Consider the following 17,472-nt stretch of genomic DNA (forward strand, 5'->3'; position numbering starts at 1 on the left):
TCTAAGTCTTCTTCTTTTTTCACTTCGACAGCAGTATGCCCTAATAACTTTATCTGATTTAGATGTTCTATAACACCACCTTGTAAGGATAAAACTCCAACTTTCATGCTACCAGCCTCTTTCAGCGTATTGTGTCTGGATTTCTTCTGCTGAAATTCCACTCATGGCTCCGCCTAAATCAGTAGAAACCTCTGCTAGCTTTTCTGGATCATTATAATAAGTAGTTGCAAGTACTATTGCCCTTGCTCTTTTTTCTGGATTATCTGATTTAAATATTCCTGATCCTACAAATACGCCTTCACTTCCTAGCTGCATCATAAGAGCTGCGTCTGCTGGAGTTGCAATTCCCCCTGCTGCAAAGTTAACAACAGGTAATTTACCATTTTCAAATACGTATCTAACTAAATCATATGGTGCATTAAAGTTTTTAGCTATAGTCATTAATTCTTCTTTTGAAGCATTTTGTATCATCTTTATTTGATCATTCATAGTTCTCATATGCTTAACTGCTTGTACTACATCGCCTGTTCCTGCTTCTCCCTTAGTTCTTATCATTGATGCGCCTTCACCAATCCTCCTTAAAGCTTCACCGATATTAGTTGCGCCACATACAAATGGAACCTTAAAATCTTCTTTATTTATATGATATTTATCATCTGCTGGTGTAAGCACTTCACTTTCATCTATGAAGTCAATGTTTAATGCTTGTAGAATCTGAGCTTCTACAAAATGTCCTATTCTGACCTTTGCCATAACTGGGATAGACACAGCTTCTTGAATTTCTTTTATCATTTTAGGATCTGACATTCTAGCTACTCCACCTTCTTTTCTTATATCAGAAGGAACTCTTTCAAGAGCCATTACTGCACATGCTCCAGCTTTTTCCGCAATAATTGCTTCTTCTTTATTAGTAACATCCATGATTACTCCGCCCTTTAACATTTGAGCAAGATTTTTATTTATTGATTCTCTTTCCATGATATACAAATCCCCCTTTTTTTATTTTATCCATATAATAAAATATGTATGGATACAATGCAAATGTACCCATACATTTTAAAACTCTCTATTCACAAATAGTTATATATCTTTTAAATTTGCCTTTACACACATACGATCTATCAACTATATTAAATCCTGCTTCAATAATTTCTTTATCCATATTTTCAAAAGTAACAATAACTAATTTCTTACTTATTCTTCTAGCACTTTTAATAAGTGAAGTTTGTTCTTCTATCGTTGTTGGCGTAAACAGTCCATATGGAAGATCTATTATAGAAACATCATATTGCTTTTCAATATTGTTCATATCTCCATTTGTTACTACATTTTCATATCCAAAAAATTTTAAATTTCTTTGCGCATTCTCTGCAATACTTTTATTTAATTCACATCCCACTACATTAATTCCCATTGAAAGAGCCTCAATAACAACTGTTCCGACACCACAACATGGATCTATTAACTTGCAATCTAAGTTATTTTGGACTGCTATATTAACTAATGCTCTTGCTACCCTTAAACCTAATGAATTAGAATATGAATAAGGCTTCTTATCATGGATATGCCATTCATAATCGTTTTTTTCATATTTACCAAATATCCATTTCCCACATATCTTAGTTATTCCAAGTATAATCTTAGGATTGTGCATCTCTGGCTCACCCGTTATTACAAATCCTATCTTATTTAGACTATTAAGTCTTTCCTTATACTCTACATCCCCATTTTCTAATTTCACATAACAAACCTTAAAATCGTCATAAGATAATTTATCCTCTATGATATTTTTTAATATTTGCTCCAAAGAATCTTCTTCATAAATTATTGAAATCATTTCTTTTATGAATGGACTTCTTGATATATTAATGTATGAATCTGAAAATAAATATTTTTCACTTGGAGTTTTGCCAAAAAGGCACCTCATCTCCAGCTTACATAACTCTTCTTCAAATACTGGATACTTAATAAAGTAAACATGTCTTTTATATGCCTTATTATCATTTTTATAATTTAATATTTCTTCATTCAATTAGTTTCCCTCACCTTATTCTTTAAATAATTTAAATCTGCTGACTCTACTTCTAATTCAATATTATCATAATAGATGTTTCTCTACATGTATTTATAATATGATCCACACAAATTTCACTCTATTTTCATATTTTCTTTTGTAATTTCCTTAACATAACATCATTTTCTTTATTTTACCCAAATATGATACTGTTTTCATTTAATACTTATTATTTTTTATATAAAATATTAAATATCATTCTTGTAGTTATTAGAGCAATATGTTATTATATCAATAATAAAAATATTAATAACATATTACTTTGTTAACATGAGATCTAATATATTGTTATTTTGATATTATTGTTTGTAATAAGGAAAGGGGATAATTATGAAAAAAAATTTACTTTCAGGAATACTAGCTGCTGCTATGTCTATCACACTTCTTGCTGGTTGTAGTGGAAATTCAGCAGGCAGTGGTAGTACAGGAGATACTATTAAAATCGGAGCTATCGGGCCATTGTCTGGTGCAGCATCTACATACGGGGTTTCAGTAAAAGAAGGTGCTGAATTGTTAGAAAAAGAGGTTAATGATGGTGGTGGAATTAACGGAAAGAAAGTTCAATTTGTTTTTGAAGATGACCAAGCTGATCCAAACTCATCAATGCAGGCCTTCAATAAATTAGTTGATGATGAAAAAGTATGTGCAATATTAGGACCTGTTACATCAGGTGCAACACTTGCAGTTGCTCCAAATGCAACAGCAAAACAAATTCCAATGATCACTCCAACGGCTACAGAACCTACAATAACAAATGTTGGTGGAGAATATATGTTTAGAGGATGTTTTGTTGACTCCTTCCAAGGAGAAGTTCTTGCAAAATATGCTACTGAAAAATTGTCTAAGAAGACAGCTGCTGTATTATATAATGCTGGTTCAGATTACTCAAAAGGTATAGCTGACAGCTTTAAATCAAAATTTGAAGCTGATGGTGGACAAGTTGGTGAATTCCTAACTTATAACGATAAGGATACTGATTTTAAGGCTCAATTAACTAAAATTAAGAGTTTAAATCCAGATGTATTAGTATTACCTGATTACTACAATGTTGTTGGTCTTATCGCTAAGCAAGCTAGAGAAATGGGAATAACATCTCAATTCCTTGGTGGAGATGGCTGGGAATCAGAAGAATTAACTAAAATTGGTCAAGATGCAGTAAATGGTGCATTATACATTAACCACTATTACTCTGGAGATTCAGATGAAAATGTAAAGAACTTTGTTGAATCATATAAGAAAGAATATAACAAAGAACCAGATGCTTTTGCTGCTCTTTCATATGATACTTCTAAAATTTTAGTTAAAGCAATCGAAAAAGCTGGTAAAACAGATGGTGCTGCTATTAAAGATGCTTTAGCTGGAATGGAAATGAACAGTGTTACTGGTAACATCAAATTTGGTAGTGACAGAAGTGCTATAAAGAGTGCAGCTATCATTAAAATTGATGGAGATAAGAAAGTTTTAGCTGATAAAGTTAACCCTTAATATTTTAACAGGAGGAATATACTATGGAATTTTTACAACAACTAATCAACGGTTTAGCCTTAGGAAGTGTATATGCCCTCCTAGCATTAGGATATACAATGGTTTATGGAATAATTCAATTAATAAATTTCGCCCACGGTGAAATTTACATGATAGGAGCCTTTTCAGGCTTCTATTGTGCTTCAACGTTAAAATTACCATTAATTCCAACTTTATTAGTTGCAATGGTAGTTTCAGCCCTAGCCGGAATAATAATAGAAAAAATTGCTTACAAGCCACTTAGAAATTCTCCAAGAATTGCTTTGCTTATTACAGCAATTGGTGTTTCTTTATTCCTTCAAAATGCTATGAGATTATTAGTTGGATCTAATCCTAAACCATTTCCTGATTTAATTAATGCTGGGAGTATTAATATAGGATCTGTTCAAATTGATGTAAAAACAATATTGATGCTTGGAATTTCTGCTTTTCTTGTTATTTTACTTCAATTTATTGTTTATAAAACTAAAGTTGGAAAAGCTATGAGAGCATCTTCTCAAGATATGGAAGCCGCTTCTCTTATGGGTATAAACGTTAATAACACTATTTCCCTTACCTTTGCTATAGGTTCTGCCTTAGCTGGTATAGCTGGAGTTTTAGTTGCAATATCTTACCCTAGTATCACTCCTTATATGGGAGCTATGCCTGGACTTAAAGCATTCGTTGCCGCAGTACTTGGTGGAATTGGAAGTATACCTGGAGCCCTTGTTGGTGGAATTGCTATTGGACTTCTTGAAACCTTCTCAAAAGCGTATATATCAACAAACTTTTCAGATGCGATTGTATTTGCGATTTTAATCATAATACTTTTAATTAAGCCTTCTGGTCTACTAGGTAAGAAGACCAATGTGAAAGTGTAGGTGTTAATTATGAAGAATTTATTTAACAAAAAGAACATTTGTATTATAGTTGGAGTCTTAATAACATATGCAGTATTATTTGGCTTGATTAGTGCAAATGTCATTAATTCATATTATAAAGGAATTATTACTTTTGCTTTAATAAACGTTATATTGGCAGTTTCACTAAACTTAATTGTTGGATTTACAGGACAGTTATGTTTAGGACATGCAGGTTTCATGTCAATTGGAGCATATGTGTCTGCAATGATAACACAAAAAGCCCATATGCCATTTGTTATTTCAATACTTATTGGTGCAGTAATCGCATGCTTGTTAGCAGCCCTAATTGGATATCCTACACTAAAGCTTACTGGCGATTATTTTGCAATAACAACCTTAGCTTTCTGCCAAATCATACAAATAATAATTATGAATATTAATCCAGTTGGCGGGGCTCGTGGACTTACAGGAATACCTGTAAAAACTACTTTCACGGTTGCTTTTGTATTCATGGTAGTCAGCATTATCATAATAAAAAATATTATTAATTCTTCCCAGGGTAGAGCAATGCTTTCTATTCGTGAAAATGAAATAGCTGCTGAATCCATGGGAATAAATGCTCTTAAATATAAGATATTAGCATTTGCTATAGCTGCCTTCTTTGCTGGACTTGCTGGTGGACTTTACGCTCACTATGCTGGCTATATAAAACCTGATTCTTTCGATTTTAATAAATCAATAGATTATTTAACCTTCGTTGTATTTGGTGGTATGGGATCATTATCTGGTTCTATAATTTCTGCCATAGCATTAACTTTCTTACCAGAGCTTTTAAGAGGCATGGGTGATTTTAGAATGGTTATATATCCATTAGCATTAATACTTCTTATGATTTTTAGACCTGAAGGATTACTTGGAGATAAAGAGGTTTCTCTTAAAATATTTAGCAAATTAATACCTAGTAAAAAATCAAAGGACAGAGAGGAGGCTTAATTCTATGTTAGACGTTCAAAACTTATCAATTGTCTTTGGTGGATTAAAGGCAGTTTCAGATTTTAATCTTACAATAGAAGAAAAAGAAATTGTTGGGCTCATAGGACCTAATGGTGCTGGTAAGACTACTGTATTTAATATGTTAACTGGCGTTTATACTCCAACAGAAGGTACTATAGCTTATCTTGGAGAAAAGATTCAAGGTCTTAAGCCGTATAATATAACTAAAAAGAAAATAGCCAGAACCTTTCAAAACATTCGTCTATTTTCTAACCTTACTGTTCTTGATAATGTTAAAGTTAGTTTTAATTATAGGATAAATTATTCTTTATTTGATTCTATCCTTAGAACTCCTAAGTTTAGAAAAACAGAAGCAGAAATTATAAATAAAAGTATTGAATTATTAAAAGTTTTCTCTCTTGATAGAAAGAAGGATGAATTAGCTAGCAATCTTCCTTATGGAGAGCAGAGGAAACTTGAAATAGTCAGGGCTCTTGCAGCTGAACCATCTTTACTATTATTAGACGAACCTGCTGCTGGTATGAATCCTCAAGAAACAACAGAGCTTATGGACCTTATAAACTGGATTAAGGATAAATTCAACATATCAATTCTATTAATAGAACATGATATGAAGTTAGTTATGGGAATCTGCGATAAAATAGCGGTTCTTGATTACGGAAAAAAAATTGCTGAAGGTACTCCAGAAGAAATTAAAAACAACCCTAAGGTAATAGAAGCTTATCTTGGAGAGGGGGCTTAAAAATGCTAAAAGTAGATAAAATCAATCTATATTATGGTGTTATTCATGCATTAAAAGATATTTCCCTTGAAGTAAAACAAGGTGAAATAGTAACCTTAATTGGAGCTAATGGTGCTGGTAAAACATCTACTCTTAGAGCTATATCAGGACTTGAACCAATAAAATCAGGAACAGTTACTTTTAAAAATTCAGAGTTAAATAAGGTTCCTGCTAATAAGATAGTATCTCTAGGTCTTTCTCACGTTCCAGAAGGCAGAAGAGTTTTTCCTGAATTATCAGTTTTAGAAAACTTAGAACTTGGAGCTTATTTAAGAAAAGATAAAGCTGGAATAAAAGAAGATATGGAAATGGTATTTTCTAAATTTCCGAGACTAAAGGAAAGAGTAAAACAAGCGGCTGGTACACTTTCCGGTGGTGAACAGCAAATGCTCGCAATAGGCAGAGCTTTAATGAACAGGCCTGAAATGCTTATACTTGATGAACCTTCAATGGGGCTTGCCCCTCTTGTTGTTAAAGATATTTTTGATACAATAGTTGAAATCAATAAGGCAGGCACAACTATACTTCTCGTTGAGCAAAATGCAAATATGGCACTTGCTATTGCCCATAGGGCTTATGTTCTTGAAACTGGAAATATAGTAAAAACAGGTGATGCTAAAGAACTTCTTAATGATGAGAGCATTAAAAGTGCATATCTTGGAGAATAATTTTGAATTTAATATTAGTAAAATAATTAAGCAAAAAAGTAGAACTATCTTTTATGATGATTGTTCTACTTTTTTATATATACTTATTATATTTAGGAAGCTTAAATTATTAAGTAGCAATTTCCTCCATTTTGTTTACATTTCTTCTTCAGCTTACTTGACTCCTTAGCCAAAACATAGCTGCTTGCAAACTCTCTTTTCTTATTGGTGAGGCCTGCTATTGATACAGAGACCAATGGAAATTTCTCTTCTATACCATGTCTATTTTGAGCTATTATATATCCATTTTTTAAATCTTTGCTATCATAGTATTCTATTGCTAATTCATTAAAATTCTTTAATATTCTTTTACATACTTTTTCTGCATTCCATGAAGATACTATAGCTATAAAATCATCTCCTCCAATATGCCCAATAAAATCGTCTTTTGAAATGTTATCAGTTATAGCCTTAGCTAAAAATTTAATTATCATATCTCCATTCTCAAAGCCATAAACATCATTATATGGTTTAAAATTATCAATATCAAAATATAATACACAATACTCTTCCTTAGAAAAGATACATTTTTCAATATTCTGTTCAATTATTACATTTCCAGGAAGCCCTGTTAATGGATTTGAATGTCTTGCATTATCTACTTCTATCTCAATTGTCTTTTCTATTAAATCCTTTATTGTAACAATACCGTAATATTTTGAATTTTTAGTTACTGTTACGTGATCATACAACGTATCCTTAGATCTTGCCATTGCAAGCTTTATCACCTTATCTATTGGCATCTTATAATCAACACTTAGATAATTCGTATTCATGATGATTGATATGGCTTTGGAGGAATATATGCTATATCCGTATCTCCAGCCCAATTTGCTATAAAAAGAATTTCTCGTAACGACGCCTTTTACTTCTCCATTGTCTACCACACAAATTCCTAGTAGATCCTGATTTTCTTTAAATTTTGAATCTACATCACATACTAAAATCTTAGGATCTAATACTTCTTTCTTCTTAGCTATACTGCTAATATAAACATTAGCTATGTTGTAGGCATATTGTGCATTTTTCTTTATATTTAACCTCTTTATTGTATCAATTACTTCATATTTAATTGAATTTATAGATTCTTCTGGCTTTTGTATAAAATACCCTTGCCCATATTGAATTCCAATATCTATAAGTACCTTAAGTTCATCTTCAGTTTCTATTCCTTCTGCAATTAATTTGCAGTCTGTTAACCTTGAAAATTCATACATACTTTTAACTATTGCCTGCTGTATAGGAAATTTATCTATATCTCTAATGAGTTCCATATCTAATTTTATGTAATGAGGATTGATTTTACATATTCTATTAAGGCCTGAATGCCCTGATCCAGCATCATCGATTGCTATTCCGTAATTTTGATTTTTCCAGTATTCGATAGTCTGCATAAAACTCTTCAAATCTTGAATTGCATCTCGTTCTGTTATTTCAAATACTACATTCCTACAATCTAAATTATATTTTTTTAGATATTCCTTTGTAAATGAATCCTTAAATTTTAAATTATCAATAATAACTGGATTAATATTTAGAAATACCTTTGCATTCAATTTGCTACGCGATATATTCTCTAGTGCTTTAGAACGAAATAATTCTTCAAGCTCCCATATCTTATCACATTCTTTGGCCATATCTAGAAGAACTTCTGGATTTTGCATATAAGAATCCCTTGGGCCTCTACTTAATGCTTCATACCCGATTACAGTGCAATCAGTAAGAGATACAATTGGTTGAAAAACAGATCTCACATTTCTGGTCTCAATTATTTTATAAAACTCTTCAAATTTCTGACCTTCATAGTTCTGCGTGTATGAATTATTACCTAAAGATTCCACTTCTTCTACTACACATCCTTTTTTACTTCATATACACTCAGTATTACTTTCACATTGTATATGTACCATTATTTACTATAATAGCCTTTTTGCGTTAACTTCATATTCTATTTTTGTAAAATCAATGTAAATAAAGTGCAGATGAATATATTATTTATTTTAAGACAAACTAAACCTATCTAAAATGTGTTAACAGGAGGTACTATTTATGAGTGAATTAGAAAAAAAATCTTTGAATGATAGAGCAAAGAAGATGATAATTGATGGAGAGCACTGGGATGTAATCAGAGAAAAAACTCACCTAAGATTAAAAGATTTAAAAAGAATTCAGAGAGATGAAATAAATCCTAAATTCTAAATCTTAAAATATAACTTTTCATTAGTTAATCTATAAATGATTGTCATAAGCAGAGAGAATATAAAATATCTAAAAGGTTAATCTAGCTTTTAGACTTCCTATTTTCTCAGCTTACTTTTTATATACAAAATTATTTTTCTATAATATGTAAAATTACAAAATATTTGTAATATTCTGAATATTTTATTGTATAATATAAGGGTAAGAATTTTGTATTTAATAAAAAAAAGGGGATGTTCTAAATGGTACCATATTTCATGCTTATCTATAGCGTTATAGTAATTGCGCTTATAGCAATTATCTATTTGGTCAGGTTCACATTTTCTCAAGACAAAGGCACAAAACAAATGCAAGAAATATCTACTTACATCAAAGAAGGTGCTATGGCATTCATTAAAAGACAGTACAAGACTATCGCTGTCTTATCCATTGTAGTTTTATTTTTAATTCTCTTATCTAATTATTTTGGTAACGTCTCAAAGGGCTCTAGCTCTGCTGTATCAATATCTTTACATACTGGTATAGCGTTTATAACTGGGGCATTCTGCTCAGCTCTATCAGGCTATATTGGTATGTATATGGCTGTTAATTCAAACATAAGAGCTGCTGCTGGTGCAAAAAAAGGGCTAAATAATGCTCTTCAAATCGCATTAAAAGGTGGTGCGGTTACTGGACTAGCTGTTACCGCATTATCCTTATTAGGTGTTGCCACTCTCTTTCTTATTTATGGTGGTGCTTCTGGTAATGATGATCTTATAAAAGAAGCTCCTTCACTTCTAGTTGGATTTGGGTTTGGAGCATCTTTCGTTGCACTTTTTGCACAACTTGGTGGTGGTATATATACAAAAGCTGCTGATGTTGGCGCTGACCTTGTTGGAAAGGTTGAAGCTGGTATTCCAGAAGATGACCCTAGAAATCCTGCAGTTATTGCTGATCTTGTTGGTGATAATGTTGGTGATTGTGCCGGCAGAGGTGCTGACCTTTTTGAATCTACAGCCGCTGAAAATGTTGGTGCTATGATTCTTGGTGTTGCACTATATCCTATCTTTGGCTGGAAAGGCATACTCTTTCCTCTAGTAGCACGTGCCTTAGGCATTATAGCTTCTATAATTGGTATCTTTGCTGTTAAGGTAAAGAATAATACTGATGACCCTATGAAAGCATTAAAGGGTGGGTTTGTTATAACTTCTATAATAAATTTGGTACTTCTATTTTTTGTAGTAAATAATATGTTAACAGGCAAACTTCCAACAGGTACTACTGTAAATTCCATTTATCTTTATGGATGCGCCGTAGCTGGTATAGTTCTTAGTTATGCATTTGTAATGCTAACCGATTATTATACTTCAATAACTCATAAGCCTGTAAAAGAAATTGCTAATTCTTCTGAAACAGGAGCAGGAACTAACATAATAACTGGATTGTCAGTTGGTATGGAGTCAACTGCATTACCTGTAATATTTATATCTATCTGCATATATGTATCTTATAAGTTAAGCGAATTAGCACTACCTAATGTAGCAAATTCCGGGTTATACGGAACCGCAATAGCAACTATGGGAATGCTTTCTACCTGTACTTATATTCTTGCAATGGACACCTTTGGTCCAATAACTGATAATGCTGGTGGAATTACAGAAATGTCTGGTGCACCTGAAGAAATCAGGAATATAACTGATAGATTAGATGCTTGTGGAAATACTACAAAAGCATTAACTAAAGGATATGCTGTAGGATCAGCTGCTTTAGCAACCTTCTTACTATTCTCTGCATACTTAGATGAAGTAAAGAAAATACTTGGTAAACCTTTAGATTCTTGGTTTTCAGTTGATATCGGAAAGCCTGAGGTATTTATAGGTGGTTTCATAGGAGCTATGATAGTATACCTATTTAGTTCTACTGCAATAAGTGCTGTTAGCAGAGCTGCTCAATATGTAATACTTGAGGTTAGAAGACAGTTTAAAGAAATTTCAGGCATAATGGAAGGAACAGCAAAGCCTGATTATGCTCGTTGTGTTGATATTGTTACAAAGGGTGCTTTAAAAGAAATGGTACTCCCAGGAATAATAGTTGTTTGTGCTCCTGTAATCGTTGGAATTCTTTTAGGTAAAGAATCTGCAGCCGGTTTCTTAATGATAACAACCATTGCCGGTGTCATTATGGCACTCTTCTTAAATAACGGCGGTGGAGCCTGGGATAATGCTAAAAAACTTATAGAGCTTGGAGAACATGGCGGCAAAAATTCCGAAGCACATAAAGCTAGTGTTGTTGGTGATACCGTTGGCGATCCATTTAAAGACACTGCTGGGCCATCACTTCATGTTCTTATAAAACTTGTAAGTACTTTAACATTAGTATTTGTAGCGTTGTTTAGTTAGAAACATTTACTTGTAGAATATCCCTAAGGCTATTGCCATAAAAGTAAAACTTCAGTAATATATCATACTGCTTTTTGCTCAGCAAACGATATTATTGACTGTAAATTACTTGATGCAATATTCCTCAGGGATATTTTTAGTTTATTTTTCATTTTCAAGTATCTTTTTTGCCTTATATGTTACAACATTCCAATCTTGCCACTTTTCCCTTTCCTTTAATCTATTTTCATATCTTTTTAGTAAGAGCGTAGTCTTTTTATCTCCAGTTCTTGATACCTTCATAAGCGGTTCCAGGGCTGAATTGCTCAATTCCTTAAATGCATCTATTGTGTCCACTTTTCCTGTTATATACAAATCAGCATCATATTTTGCTATTCTATAATCAACATTTATGTAATTTAAACCTAAAAACATAATTGTAAAAGCGATAAATACATTCCTTATAAGCTTGAACTTGTTATTATATTCTTTTATTCCGATTAATAATAGAATTATAAAACCAAGAATCAAAATCCAGGCAATATAAACACGCATGAGCGTAATTCCATAAGCATTAATATATAGTAGCATTTTAGAAAGCGCTGAAATCACCAAAAATAAAGTAAATGCTATCAAATAATAAATAAATCCTTTAATTATAATTCTTTTCTTCTTACTATCATTTACTTTAGTAAATAAATCTAATACTATTATAAAAAATAAATTTATATTTACTAACGGAACACATTCAAAAAATCCTTGTCTTGCATATTCTGAAAAAGTATATTCTGCTGGTAATATACCCATAAAGGATGATATAAGATAAGTAAATTTTGCTAAACAATACATAACATAAATAGTGCATAAGAAACTTGTAGCTGTAATAACTATAGTAAAGTCAAATTTTATTTTTATCTGTTTATTCTCCTCATTACAATTTTCCTTCTCTTTATTTTTAACTCCATAAAAATATCCGCATAAAGGGAAATATATAATTGTAAATACAGCTATTCTTTTTATTATAGCGGAAAAATTAAAACTTACATTATCATTTATTAAATCTATTACGTTTTTAAAAGCTATATCAGATCGCATTAATAATATAGTAGCTATAAACACTATTGGTAAACCCACGAGAAGTCCTATTAAGATTTTCCAAAATATATTAAAGAACTTTCTGTATTTATCCTTTCCATCATCTCGTATTAGTCTAATAGGCGCTAAAATATTTTTTATTGGTTTTATTATACCTATTGGAACCACCTGCATAATCCACTCAAGAGATAGAAACTCGAATTTATTAACTTTAAATTGCTCACTTGTATCTAGAACAATTAATCCATATAAAAATATCACGTTTAAAAATTTTAAAAGCATATTATCAAAAAATACAAAACATAGAGATATCATGATTATAGGTATAAGTAATAATACATTTCTCTTTATTCTTATTGTCTTATTTTGAGATAATATTAAAACGTAATATATAATTACTGATATAGGCACAGCTATTCCCCACCCGCCAAAAATCAAAAGTTCCATAAATAAAATACTTGCAGAAGCTATCCAAAATAGCGCTTTTTGATCTAATTCTTTCATAATAATTTCTCCCTCCTAACCTCATTTAAGCATTTCTGCTATTAACTACCTAAAAAATTTTTCAAAAATTAAATTTTAATATTTAACTTTCTTTTACATCTTCAAGCAAATCTCCAGGCTGACACTCTAACTCCTCACAAATTGCATCCAATGTTGAAAATCTTATGGCTTTTCCTTATTATATTATTATATTTCTTGTATTTCAATAGTTTTTTATCGAAAAACAATATATGTTTATTGATACTTTAAAGCTAAGCTATGCATTTGGTTAATTGAAAGCTGTGCACTTCACACTATTTAACTACAATTAAAATAATCCACTTTCAAACAAATTCTCTATGTTTAAAAGTGGATTTTAAAAACATTATATTTATATTTTAAAACTGTATATTTTACTTCCTAAACTGTAAATTGTTAATTATGCACTACAAACTTCTTAACGTATGCCTTTAGCTCATCTGCCATAACATTCAACTTTTCAATTTCATTTAAAATATTTTCACTATAAGTTGCCTGTTCCTCTGTAGAAGCTGTTACTTCCTCTGTACTAGCAGAAGTTTCTTCAGATACAGCTAAAATTCTTTCCATATCCTGTTGTATATTCTCTCCAGCACCCTTTACTCCATCTGTAGAATTTGAAATTCCTTCTATTTCTCTTGCAATTAAGTTTACATTACTTAAGATATCATTAAAAACTCTAGATGTATTTTTTACTGATTCATTTTGCTCACTTATTGCATCTGTAGCATTTTTTGCACTATCTACCGCAACACTGGTAGTAGTTTTAATATCCTGTATAATTCCTTGAATCTTTCCAATAGAAGTTTGAGATTCTTCTGCAAGTTTTCTAACTTCATCCGCAACAACTGCAAAGCCTTTTCCCTGCTCCCCTGCTCTTGCTGCCTCAATAGCTGCGTTTAAAGCTAATAAATTAGTTTGTTCTGCTATATCTTCAATTACCTCCACAATTTGTCCTATTTGCACAGTCCTATCATTTAAAGTAAATATAACTTTAGATACCTGATTAACTGCATTAGTGCTCTCTTCCATCTTTATATTCTGGGCATTCACGATCTCTACACCAGCTTTAACCAATTCTTCTGCTTCTACTGATGACCCAAGTGAATTATTACTATTAACTGCAATTTCCTCTATAGCTCCAACAATACTGTTAATTGATCCAAGTGTTCTTTCAACGCTTTTAGCCTGCTCATCACTTCCTAGAGCTAATTGACTGGTGGCCTCTGCAATTTGGCTGGATACAATTTCAGCCTGTTTAGCTGAATTTAACACTTCCTCAGAAGACGTTGTTACATTATCAGCCGCCACAGAAATTTGCTGAACTAAATTTTTTAAACTTTCCCTCATATCTATAAATGATTCTGATAATTCTCCTATTTCTCCACCAGTATTTACATTAAAGTTATAAGCTAAATTACCTTGAGCTAATTGCTTTGCAGCTTCCTTTAAAATCAATAAAGGTTTTATCATACTTTTAGATAAAATTACCCCAATCACAATAACAATGGCTAAAATAACCACCCCAATTATAATCATTTTTATTCTTATACTATTAATAGATGCAAAGGCTTCATCCCTACTTTGCCTAACTACAACTGCCCAGCCTGTAGTTGCCACCTTTGTATAGCTTCCAAACACTTTTTCCCCTTGATATTCATACTCCTCTGCTCCAGATTCTCCTGTTAAAGCTTTCTTAACAATATCCACATTTGAAACATTAGTTCTTTCTTCAACCATTTTTCCATCGGGATGAGCTAAAATTTGCCCCTGAGTGTCTGTTATAAATGCATATCCCGTTTTTCCAAGAATAACTTTATTTCTCATCTCTTCTAGTGAATTTAAATCTAAGGTTGCTCCTAAGATCCCTTCAAATTGCTTCTCAGCATTAAAAATCGGAACTGCAATAACCACTGCCGGCTTTCCTGTAGTTTTAGAAATTATTATATCACTAATTATAGTCTTTTTCTCAGAAGCTACAGCTTTAAAATAATCTCGATCTGTCATATCATCAAATTGATTTTTTCCATCTGATCTAGCCACTTGTAATCCTGCAGCATCTGTTACATATACGAGTGCAAAATCTGAATACTTTTTATTAATTTCTTCTAAAAGTGCCCTTTGATTTTCTGGGTTATATGATCTCAAATCATTTGTGCATGCCAATCCCTCTAATACTGAAACATGTTCAGATAAAAACGCATCTACCTTTTGGCTTAGGCTTGTTGATAGTTCTTTAGTGGTGTAGGTAAGATTATCATTAACTGTAGCAACTTGTGAGTTGGTTGATACAACTCCAATTATTAATACTGATAATATAATCAGTGATGCAAGTAATGAAATTATTCTTGTCCCTAATCTTAGATTTTTAAACATAATCTTTCTCCTTTGCATTTTACTTTGTTTTAGTCTACGTGCAGCAAGTTTACTGTACAGTTAATTCAAGCTAATTCACGCAATTGAATAATTTGACCTACTTACATTTGTTAATATTTGTCTAGATTCACGTTTATTTTCTTATTGCTTATTTAATTCTATTTTATTGTGTCTTATATTTTAACTTATCTTTTAAATGAATATAGAAAATATAACGATTATAATGTAAATTTATGAAAATATTTGTATTATTATTACTATCGTATTTCATTGTTAAAAGCTTAACACTTCCTAAAAATTTTATGCCTTCTTTGCACTTTCAAATAAAACTAATACTTTCTCGAATCCCTAATAGTATTGTATAATTATATTATTTAAAGGGGGCTGAAATAAATGAATATAAAATATGTAGTTATTATTCAATGTGACATTACACATAACCGTTGCAGTGGCTTTGCCTGCACAAATGCTTTTTATAATAGAGATGATGTTTTTAAAAAGTATGATGCTTCTACCAGATACATATCTTTTACCTGTGGTGGCTGCTGTGGCAAGAGTGTTGCTGCAAAATTAGAACATCTTTCTAAGAAATTAAGAAGTAAGAATAACATAGAAAAGGATGAGGTTGCAGTACATTTATCATCCTGCATTACAACAGATAATTATCATACTGACAGATGTCCTCATATTGATTACATTAAATCTATTATCGCAAAAAAAGGTTATAAAAATATTATAGATGGCTCTTATATAAGTAAAAACGCTGAAAAGAAAAGAGCAGAGGGCATTTATATATCTTACAATTAAATCAAAAATAAATCCTTATCTGATCAAATTCTCTATAGAGAAACTGCAAGCTATATAAACGCTGCAGAATTTCACAAAATTAAAGGCAGGAGTTTATCTCCTGCCAAAATAACATCACTCTACGTGAGTTCTGGATTCTTCATGTTCCTAAAATGTGTTCTTAATGTTGCCTTATCTATTATTTCTGCATAAATATCAGGTGCCTGCTTTTTAATTCCATTTATCTTATCTGCCAAGTTATCATATACATTAGCAATATCATTATATCTATCACATAATATTTTATTCTTTTTTTGTATAATCTTATCAGTTTCTTCTATTCTTGTAATTGGCTGTGGAGTATGAGGTTTATCAAAGGTTATCCCTAGAGTATTTCCATTTATAACATATTCACTTTCTGAATACCCTGCATCTATTAATCCTGATATAAATGCATCACGCATAACACTGTTTTTAAAAGTAATATTTACATTCATCGTTAACTCTGAAGGTTCTGAATACTCTCCAAGCTTAAAGCCTGCTAACCACCAGTGTCTTTCATCTCTTGAAAAAAGTATTTTACCATTCTTTTTTAAAGTAAAAGACATTGTTAGTCTTTCTGCATCGCTTGCACAATTATAAAACATATATTTATATACTTCTGGAATATTTAAAAGTGGTTTATCTACTGTATATACTCCAATTTCACAGCCAGTATTTAAATCATATTGGCCTTTCCATAATTCAATTAACCATATTTTATTATTATATTCAAAATAAATTGGCTCACAATCTACAATCATTCCAAATGGTGCCATTGCCTCATCATACAAACGGCTATAGCCCATATTTCTCTGCCATGGATTCATATTACAAACGAATATATCCTGCTCCGCATCATACTCATAACCAGCCATCTCTATTCCTTTATCTATCGGATGAGGAGATGATATTATGCCTAGTACAAAATTATTCATATCTTTCATCATTCGAATTCCAGCAAGCATTGCTATCAGGCCTACACACATAAACACTCACCTCAAATAAATTACTTTGATATATATTATTCTTATTGTGTGTATTATGTTAAAAGAAGACTGATTTTTTTTACTTTAAGCCTTTAAAAACTTGCTTGCGGTAATACTTTTTTACGTTACTTATTTTTTCTAAGCTATTATATTCAAACATATTGGAA

Annotated in this window: 15 protein-coding genes and 1 pseudogene (1 of these 16 cut by a window edge); 8 read left to right on the top strand and 8 right to left on the bottom strand. The window is 31.4% G+C overall.

Annotated elements, in window-relative coordinates:
- From pdxT to CDLVIII_RS00680, 3 genes are all read right to left on the bottom strand, one after another.
- A protein-coding gene (gene pdxT / locus CDLVIII_RS00670) for a pyridoxal 5'-phosphate synthase glutaminase subunit PdxT (RefSeq protein WP_009167554.1) crosses the window boundary here: on the bottom strand, nt 1-107 show its 5' end (the start). Its footprint begins 457 nt before the window's first position; only the first 107 of its 564 coding nucleotides appear in the window; it begins with the start codon at nt 105-107; its stop codon lies off the left edge, out of view.
- Nucleotide 108: 1 nt separating this feature from the next.
- A complete protein-coding gene (gene pdxS / locus CDLVIII_RS00675) occupies nt 109-978 on the bottom strand; it encodes a pyridoxal 5'-phosphate synthase lyase subunit PdxS (RefSeq protein ID WP_009167555.1) in 870 nt (289 codons plus the stop codon).
- 88 nt (nt 979-1,066) lie between these two features.
- Entirely contained in the window at nt 1,067-2,032 is a 966-nt protein-coding gene (locus CDLVIII_RS00680; protein ID WP_009167556.1) for an RsmD family RNA methyltransferase, read from the bottom strand.
- Nucleotides 2,033-2,404: 372 nt separating this feature from the next.
- On the opposite strand from CDLVIII_RS00680, the gene CDLVIII_RS00685 reads away from it, so the two are divergent.
- From CDLVIII_RS00685 to CDLVIII_RS00705, 5 genes are read left to right on the top strand one after another with little or no spacing between them, the layout of a single operon-like run.
- On the top strand, nt 2,405-3,559 hold the full coding sequence (locus CDLVIII_RS00685) for an ABC transporter substrate-binding protein (protein WP_009167557.1): 1,155 nt from the start codon (nt 2,405-2,407) through the stop codon (nt 3,557-3,559).
- Between the two features lie 23 nt (nt 3,560-3,582).
- Nucleotides 3,583-4,458, top strand: coding sequence for a branched-chain amino acid ABC transporter permease (locus CDLVIII_RS00690; RefSeq protein WP_009167558.1), 876 nt, complete (start codon nt 3,583-3,585; stop codon nt 4,456-4,458).
- 9 nt (nt 4,459-4,467) lie between these two features.
- Nucleotides 4,468-5,433 (top strand): branched-chain amino acid ABC transporter permease, encoded by a 966-nt coding sequence (locus tag CDLVIII_RS00695; protein WP_009167559.1) that lies wholly within the window; start codon nt 4,468-4,470, stop codon nt 5,431-5,433.
- A 4-nt stretch (nt 5,434-5,437) separates the two neighbouring features.
- Nucleotides 5,438-6,196 (top strand): ABC transporter ATP-binding protein, encoded by a 759-nt coding sequence (locus CDLVIII_RS00700; protein WP_009167560.1) that lies wholly within the window; start codon nt 5,438-5,440, stop codon nt 6,194-6,196.
- Between the two features lie 2 nt (nt 6,197-6,198).
- The gene (locus CDLVIII_RS00705) at nt 6,199-6,903 is read left to right on the top strand and encodes an ABC transporter ATP-binding protein (RefSeq protein WP_009167561.1); all 705 of its coding nucleotides are present in this window, start codon (nt 6,199-6,201) and stop codon (nt 6,901-6,903) included.
- Between the two features lie 101 nt (nt 6,904-7,004).
- Here the strand turns inward: CDLVIII_RS00705 and CDLVIII_RS00710 are convergent, their stop codons facing one another.
- Entirely contained in the window at nt 7,005-8,783 is a 1,779-nt protein-coding gene (locus CDLVIII_RS00710; protein ID WP_009167562.1) for a GGDEF domain-containing protein, read from the bottom strand.
- A gap of 208 nt (nt 8,784-8,991) precedes the next feature.
- Between CDLVIII_RS00710 and CDLVIII_RS30990 the strand changes: the two genes are divergently transcribed.
- Both CDLVIII_RS30990 and CDLVIII_RS00715 read left to right on the top strand, forming a co-directional pair.
- Nucleotides 8,992-9,141 carry a hypothetical protein gene (locus CDLVIII_RS30990; protein ID WP_009167563.1) on the top strand — a complete coding sequence of 50 codons (150 nt, stop codon included), beginning with the start codon at nt 8,992-8,994 and terminating at the stop codon, nt 9,139-9,141.
- A gap of 242 nt (nt 9,142-9,383) precedes the next feature.
- Nucleotides 9,384-11,519 (top strand): sodium-translocating pyrophosphatase, encoded by a 2,136-nt coding sequence (locus tag CDLVIII_RS00715; protein ID WP_009167564.1) that lies wholly within the window; start codon nt 9,384-9,386, stop codon nt 11,517-11,519.
- Nucleotides 11,520-11,660: 141 nt separating this feature from the next.
- On the opposite strand, the gene CDLVIII_RS00720 is transcribed toward CDLVIII_RS00715, so the two are convergent.
- The 3 genes and pseudogenes from CDLVIII_RS00720 to CDLVIII_RS00725 form a co-directional block, all read right to left on the bottom strand.
- Nucleotides 11,661-13,097, bottom strand: coding sequence for a DUF4173 domain-containing protein (locus tag CDLVIII_RS00720; RefSeq protein WP_009167565.1), 1,437 nt, complete (start codon nt 13,095-13,097; stop codon nt 11,661-11,663).
- An 82-nt stretch (nt 13,098-13,179) separates the two neighbouring features.
- Nucleotides 13,180-13,269: pseudogene (locus CDLVIII_RS30385) on the bottom strand (helix-turn-helix domain-containing protein); the annotation flags it as partial.
- Nucleotides 13,270-13,511: 242 nt separating this feature from the next.
- Nucleotides 13,512-15,491: a methyl-accepting chemotaxis protein gene (locus CDLVIII_RS00725; protein WP_009167566.1), complete on the bottom strand. Its 1,980-nt coding sequence runs from the start codon at nt 15,489-15,491 to the stop codon at nt 13,512-13,514.
- Between the two features lie 393 nt (nt 15,492-15,884).
- Between CDLVIII_RS00725 and CDLVIII_RS00730 the strand changes: the two genes are divergently transcribed.
- On the top strand, nt 15,885-16,298 hold the full coding sequence (locus tag CDLVIII_RS00730) for a CGGC domain-containing protein (protein WP_009167567.1): 414 nt from the start codon (nt 15,885-15,887) through the stop codon (nt 16,296-16,298).
- Nucleotides 16,299-16,417: 119 nt separating this feature from the next.
- Here CDLVIII_RS00730 and CDLVIII_RS00735 read toward each other — a convergent pair whose 3' ends face one another.
- On the bottom strand, nt 16,418-17,305 hold the full coding sequence (locus CDLVIII_RS00735; RefSeq protein WP_009167568.1) for a DUF4474 domain-containing protein: 888 nt from the start codon (nt 17,303-17,305) through the stop codon (nt 16,418-16,420).
- Between the last annotated feature and the right edge of the window lie 167 nt (nt 17,306-17,472).

The sequence above is a fragment of the Clostridium sp. DL-VIII genome, from assembly GCF_000230835.1.
Classification (GTDB): Bacteria; Bacillota; Clostridia; order Clostridiales; family Clostridiaceae; genus Clostridium.

What these genes read in the sequence shown, in the direction of transcription:
- CDLVIII_RS00720 (WP_009167565.1), bottom strand. Translation starts at nt 13,097, where the DNA reads ATGAAAGAATTAGATCAAAAAGCGCTATTTTGGATAGCTTCTGCAAGT.
- CDLVIII_RS00705 (WP_009167561.1), top strand. Translation starts at nt 6,199, where the DNA reads ATGCTAAAAGTAGATAAAATCAATCTATATTATGGTGTTATTCATGCA.
- pdxS (WP_009167555.1), bottom strand. Translation starts at nt 978, where the DNA reads ATGGAAAGAGAATCAATAAATAAAAATCTTGCTCAAATGTTAAAGGGC.
- CDLVIII_RS00730 (WP_009167567.1), top strand. Translation starts at nt 15,885, where the DNA reads ATGAATATAAAATATGTAGTTATTATTCAATGTGACATTACACATAAC.
- CDLVIII_RS00685 (WP_009167557.1), top strand. Translation starts at nt 2,405, where the DNA reads ATGAAAAAAAATTTACTTTCAGGAATACTAGCTGCTGCTATGTCTATC.
- CDLVIII_RS00690 (WP_009167558.1), top strand. Translation starts at nt 3,583, where the DNA reads ATGGAATTTTTACAACAACTAATCAACGGTTTAGCCTTAGGAAGTGTA.
- CDLVIII_RS00700 (WP_009167560.1), top strand. Translation starts at nt 5,438, where the DNA reads ATGTTAGACGTTCAAAACTTATCAATTGTCTTTGGTGGATTAAAGGCA.
- CDLVIII_RS00725 (WP_009167566.1), bottom strand. Translation starts at nt 15,491, where the DNA reads ATGTTTAAAAATCTAAGATTAGGGACAAGAATAATTTCATTACTTGCA.
- CDLVIII_RS30990 (WP_009167563.1), top strand. Translation starts at nt 8,992, where the DNA reads ATGAGTGAATTAGAAAAAAAATCTTTGAATGATAGAGCAAAGAAGATG.
- CDLVIII_RS00695 (WP_009167559.1), top strand. Translation starts at nt 4,468, where the DNA reads ATGAAGAATTTATTTAACAAAAAGAACATTTGTATTATAGTTGGAGTC.
- CDLVIII_RS00735 (WP_009167568.1), bottom strand. Translation starts at nt 17,305, where the DNA reads ATGTGTGTAGGCCTGATAGCAATGCTTGCTGGAATTCGAATGATGAAA.
- CDLVIII_RS00715 (WP_009167564.1), top strand. Translation starts at nt 9,384, where the DNA reads ATGGTACCATATTTCATGCTTATCTATAGCGTTATAGTAATTGCGCTT.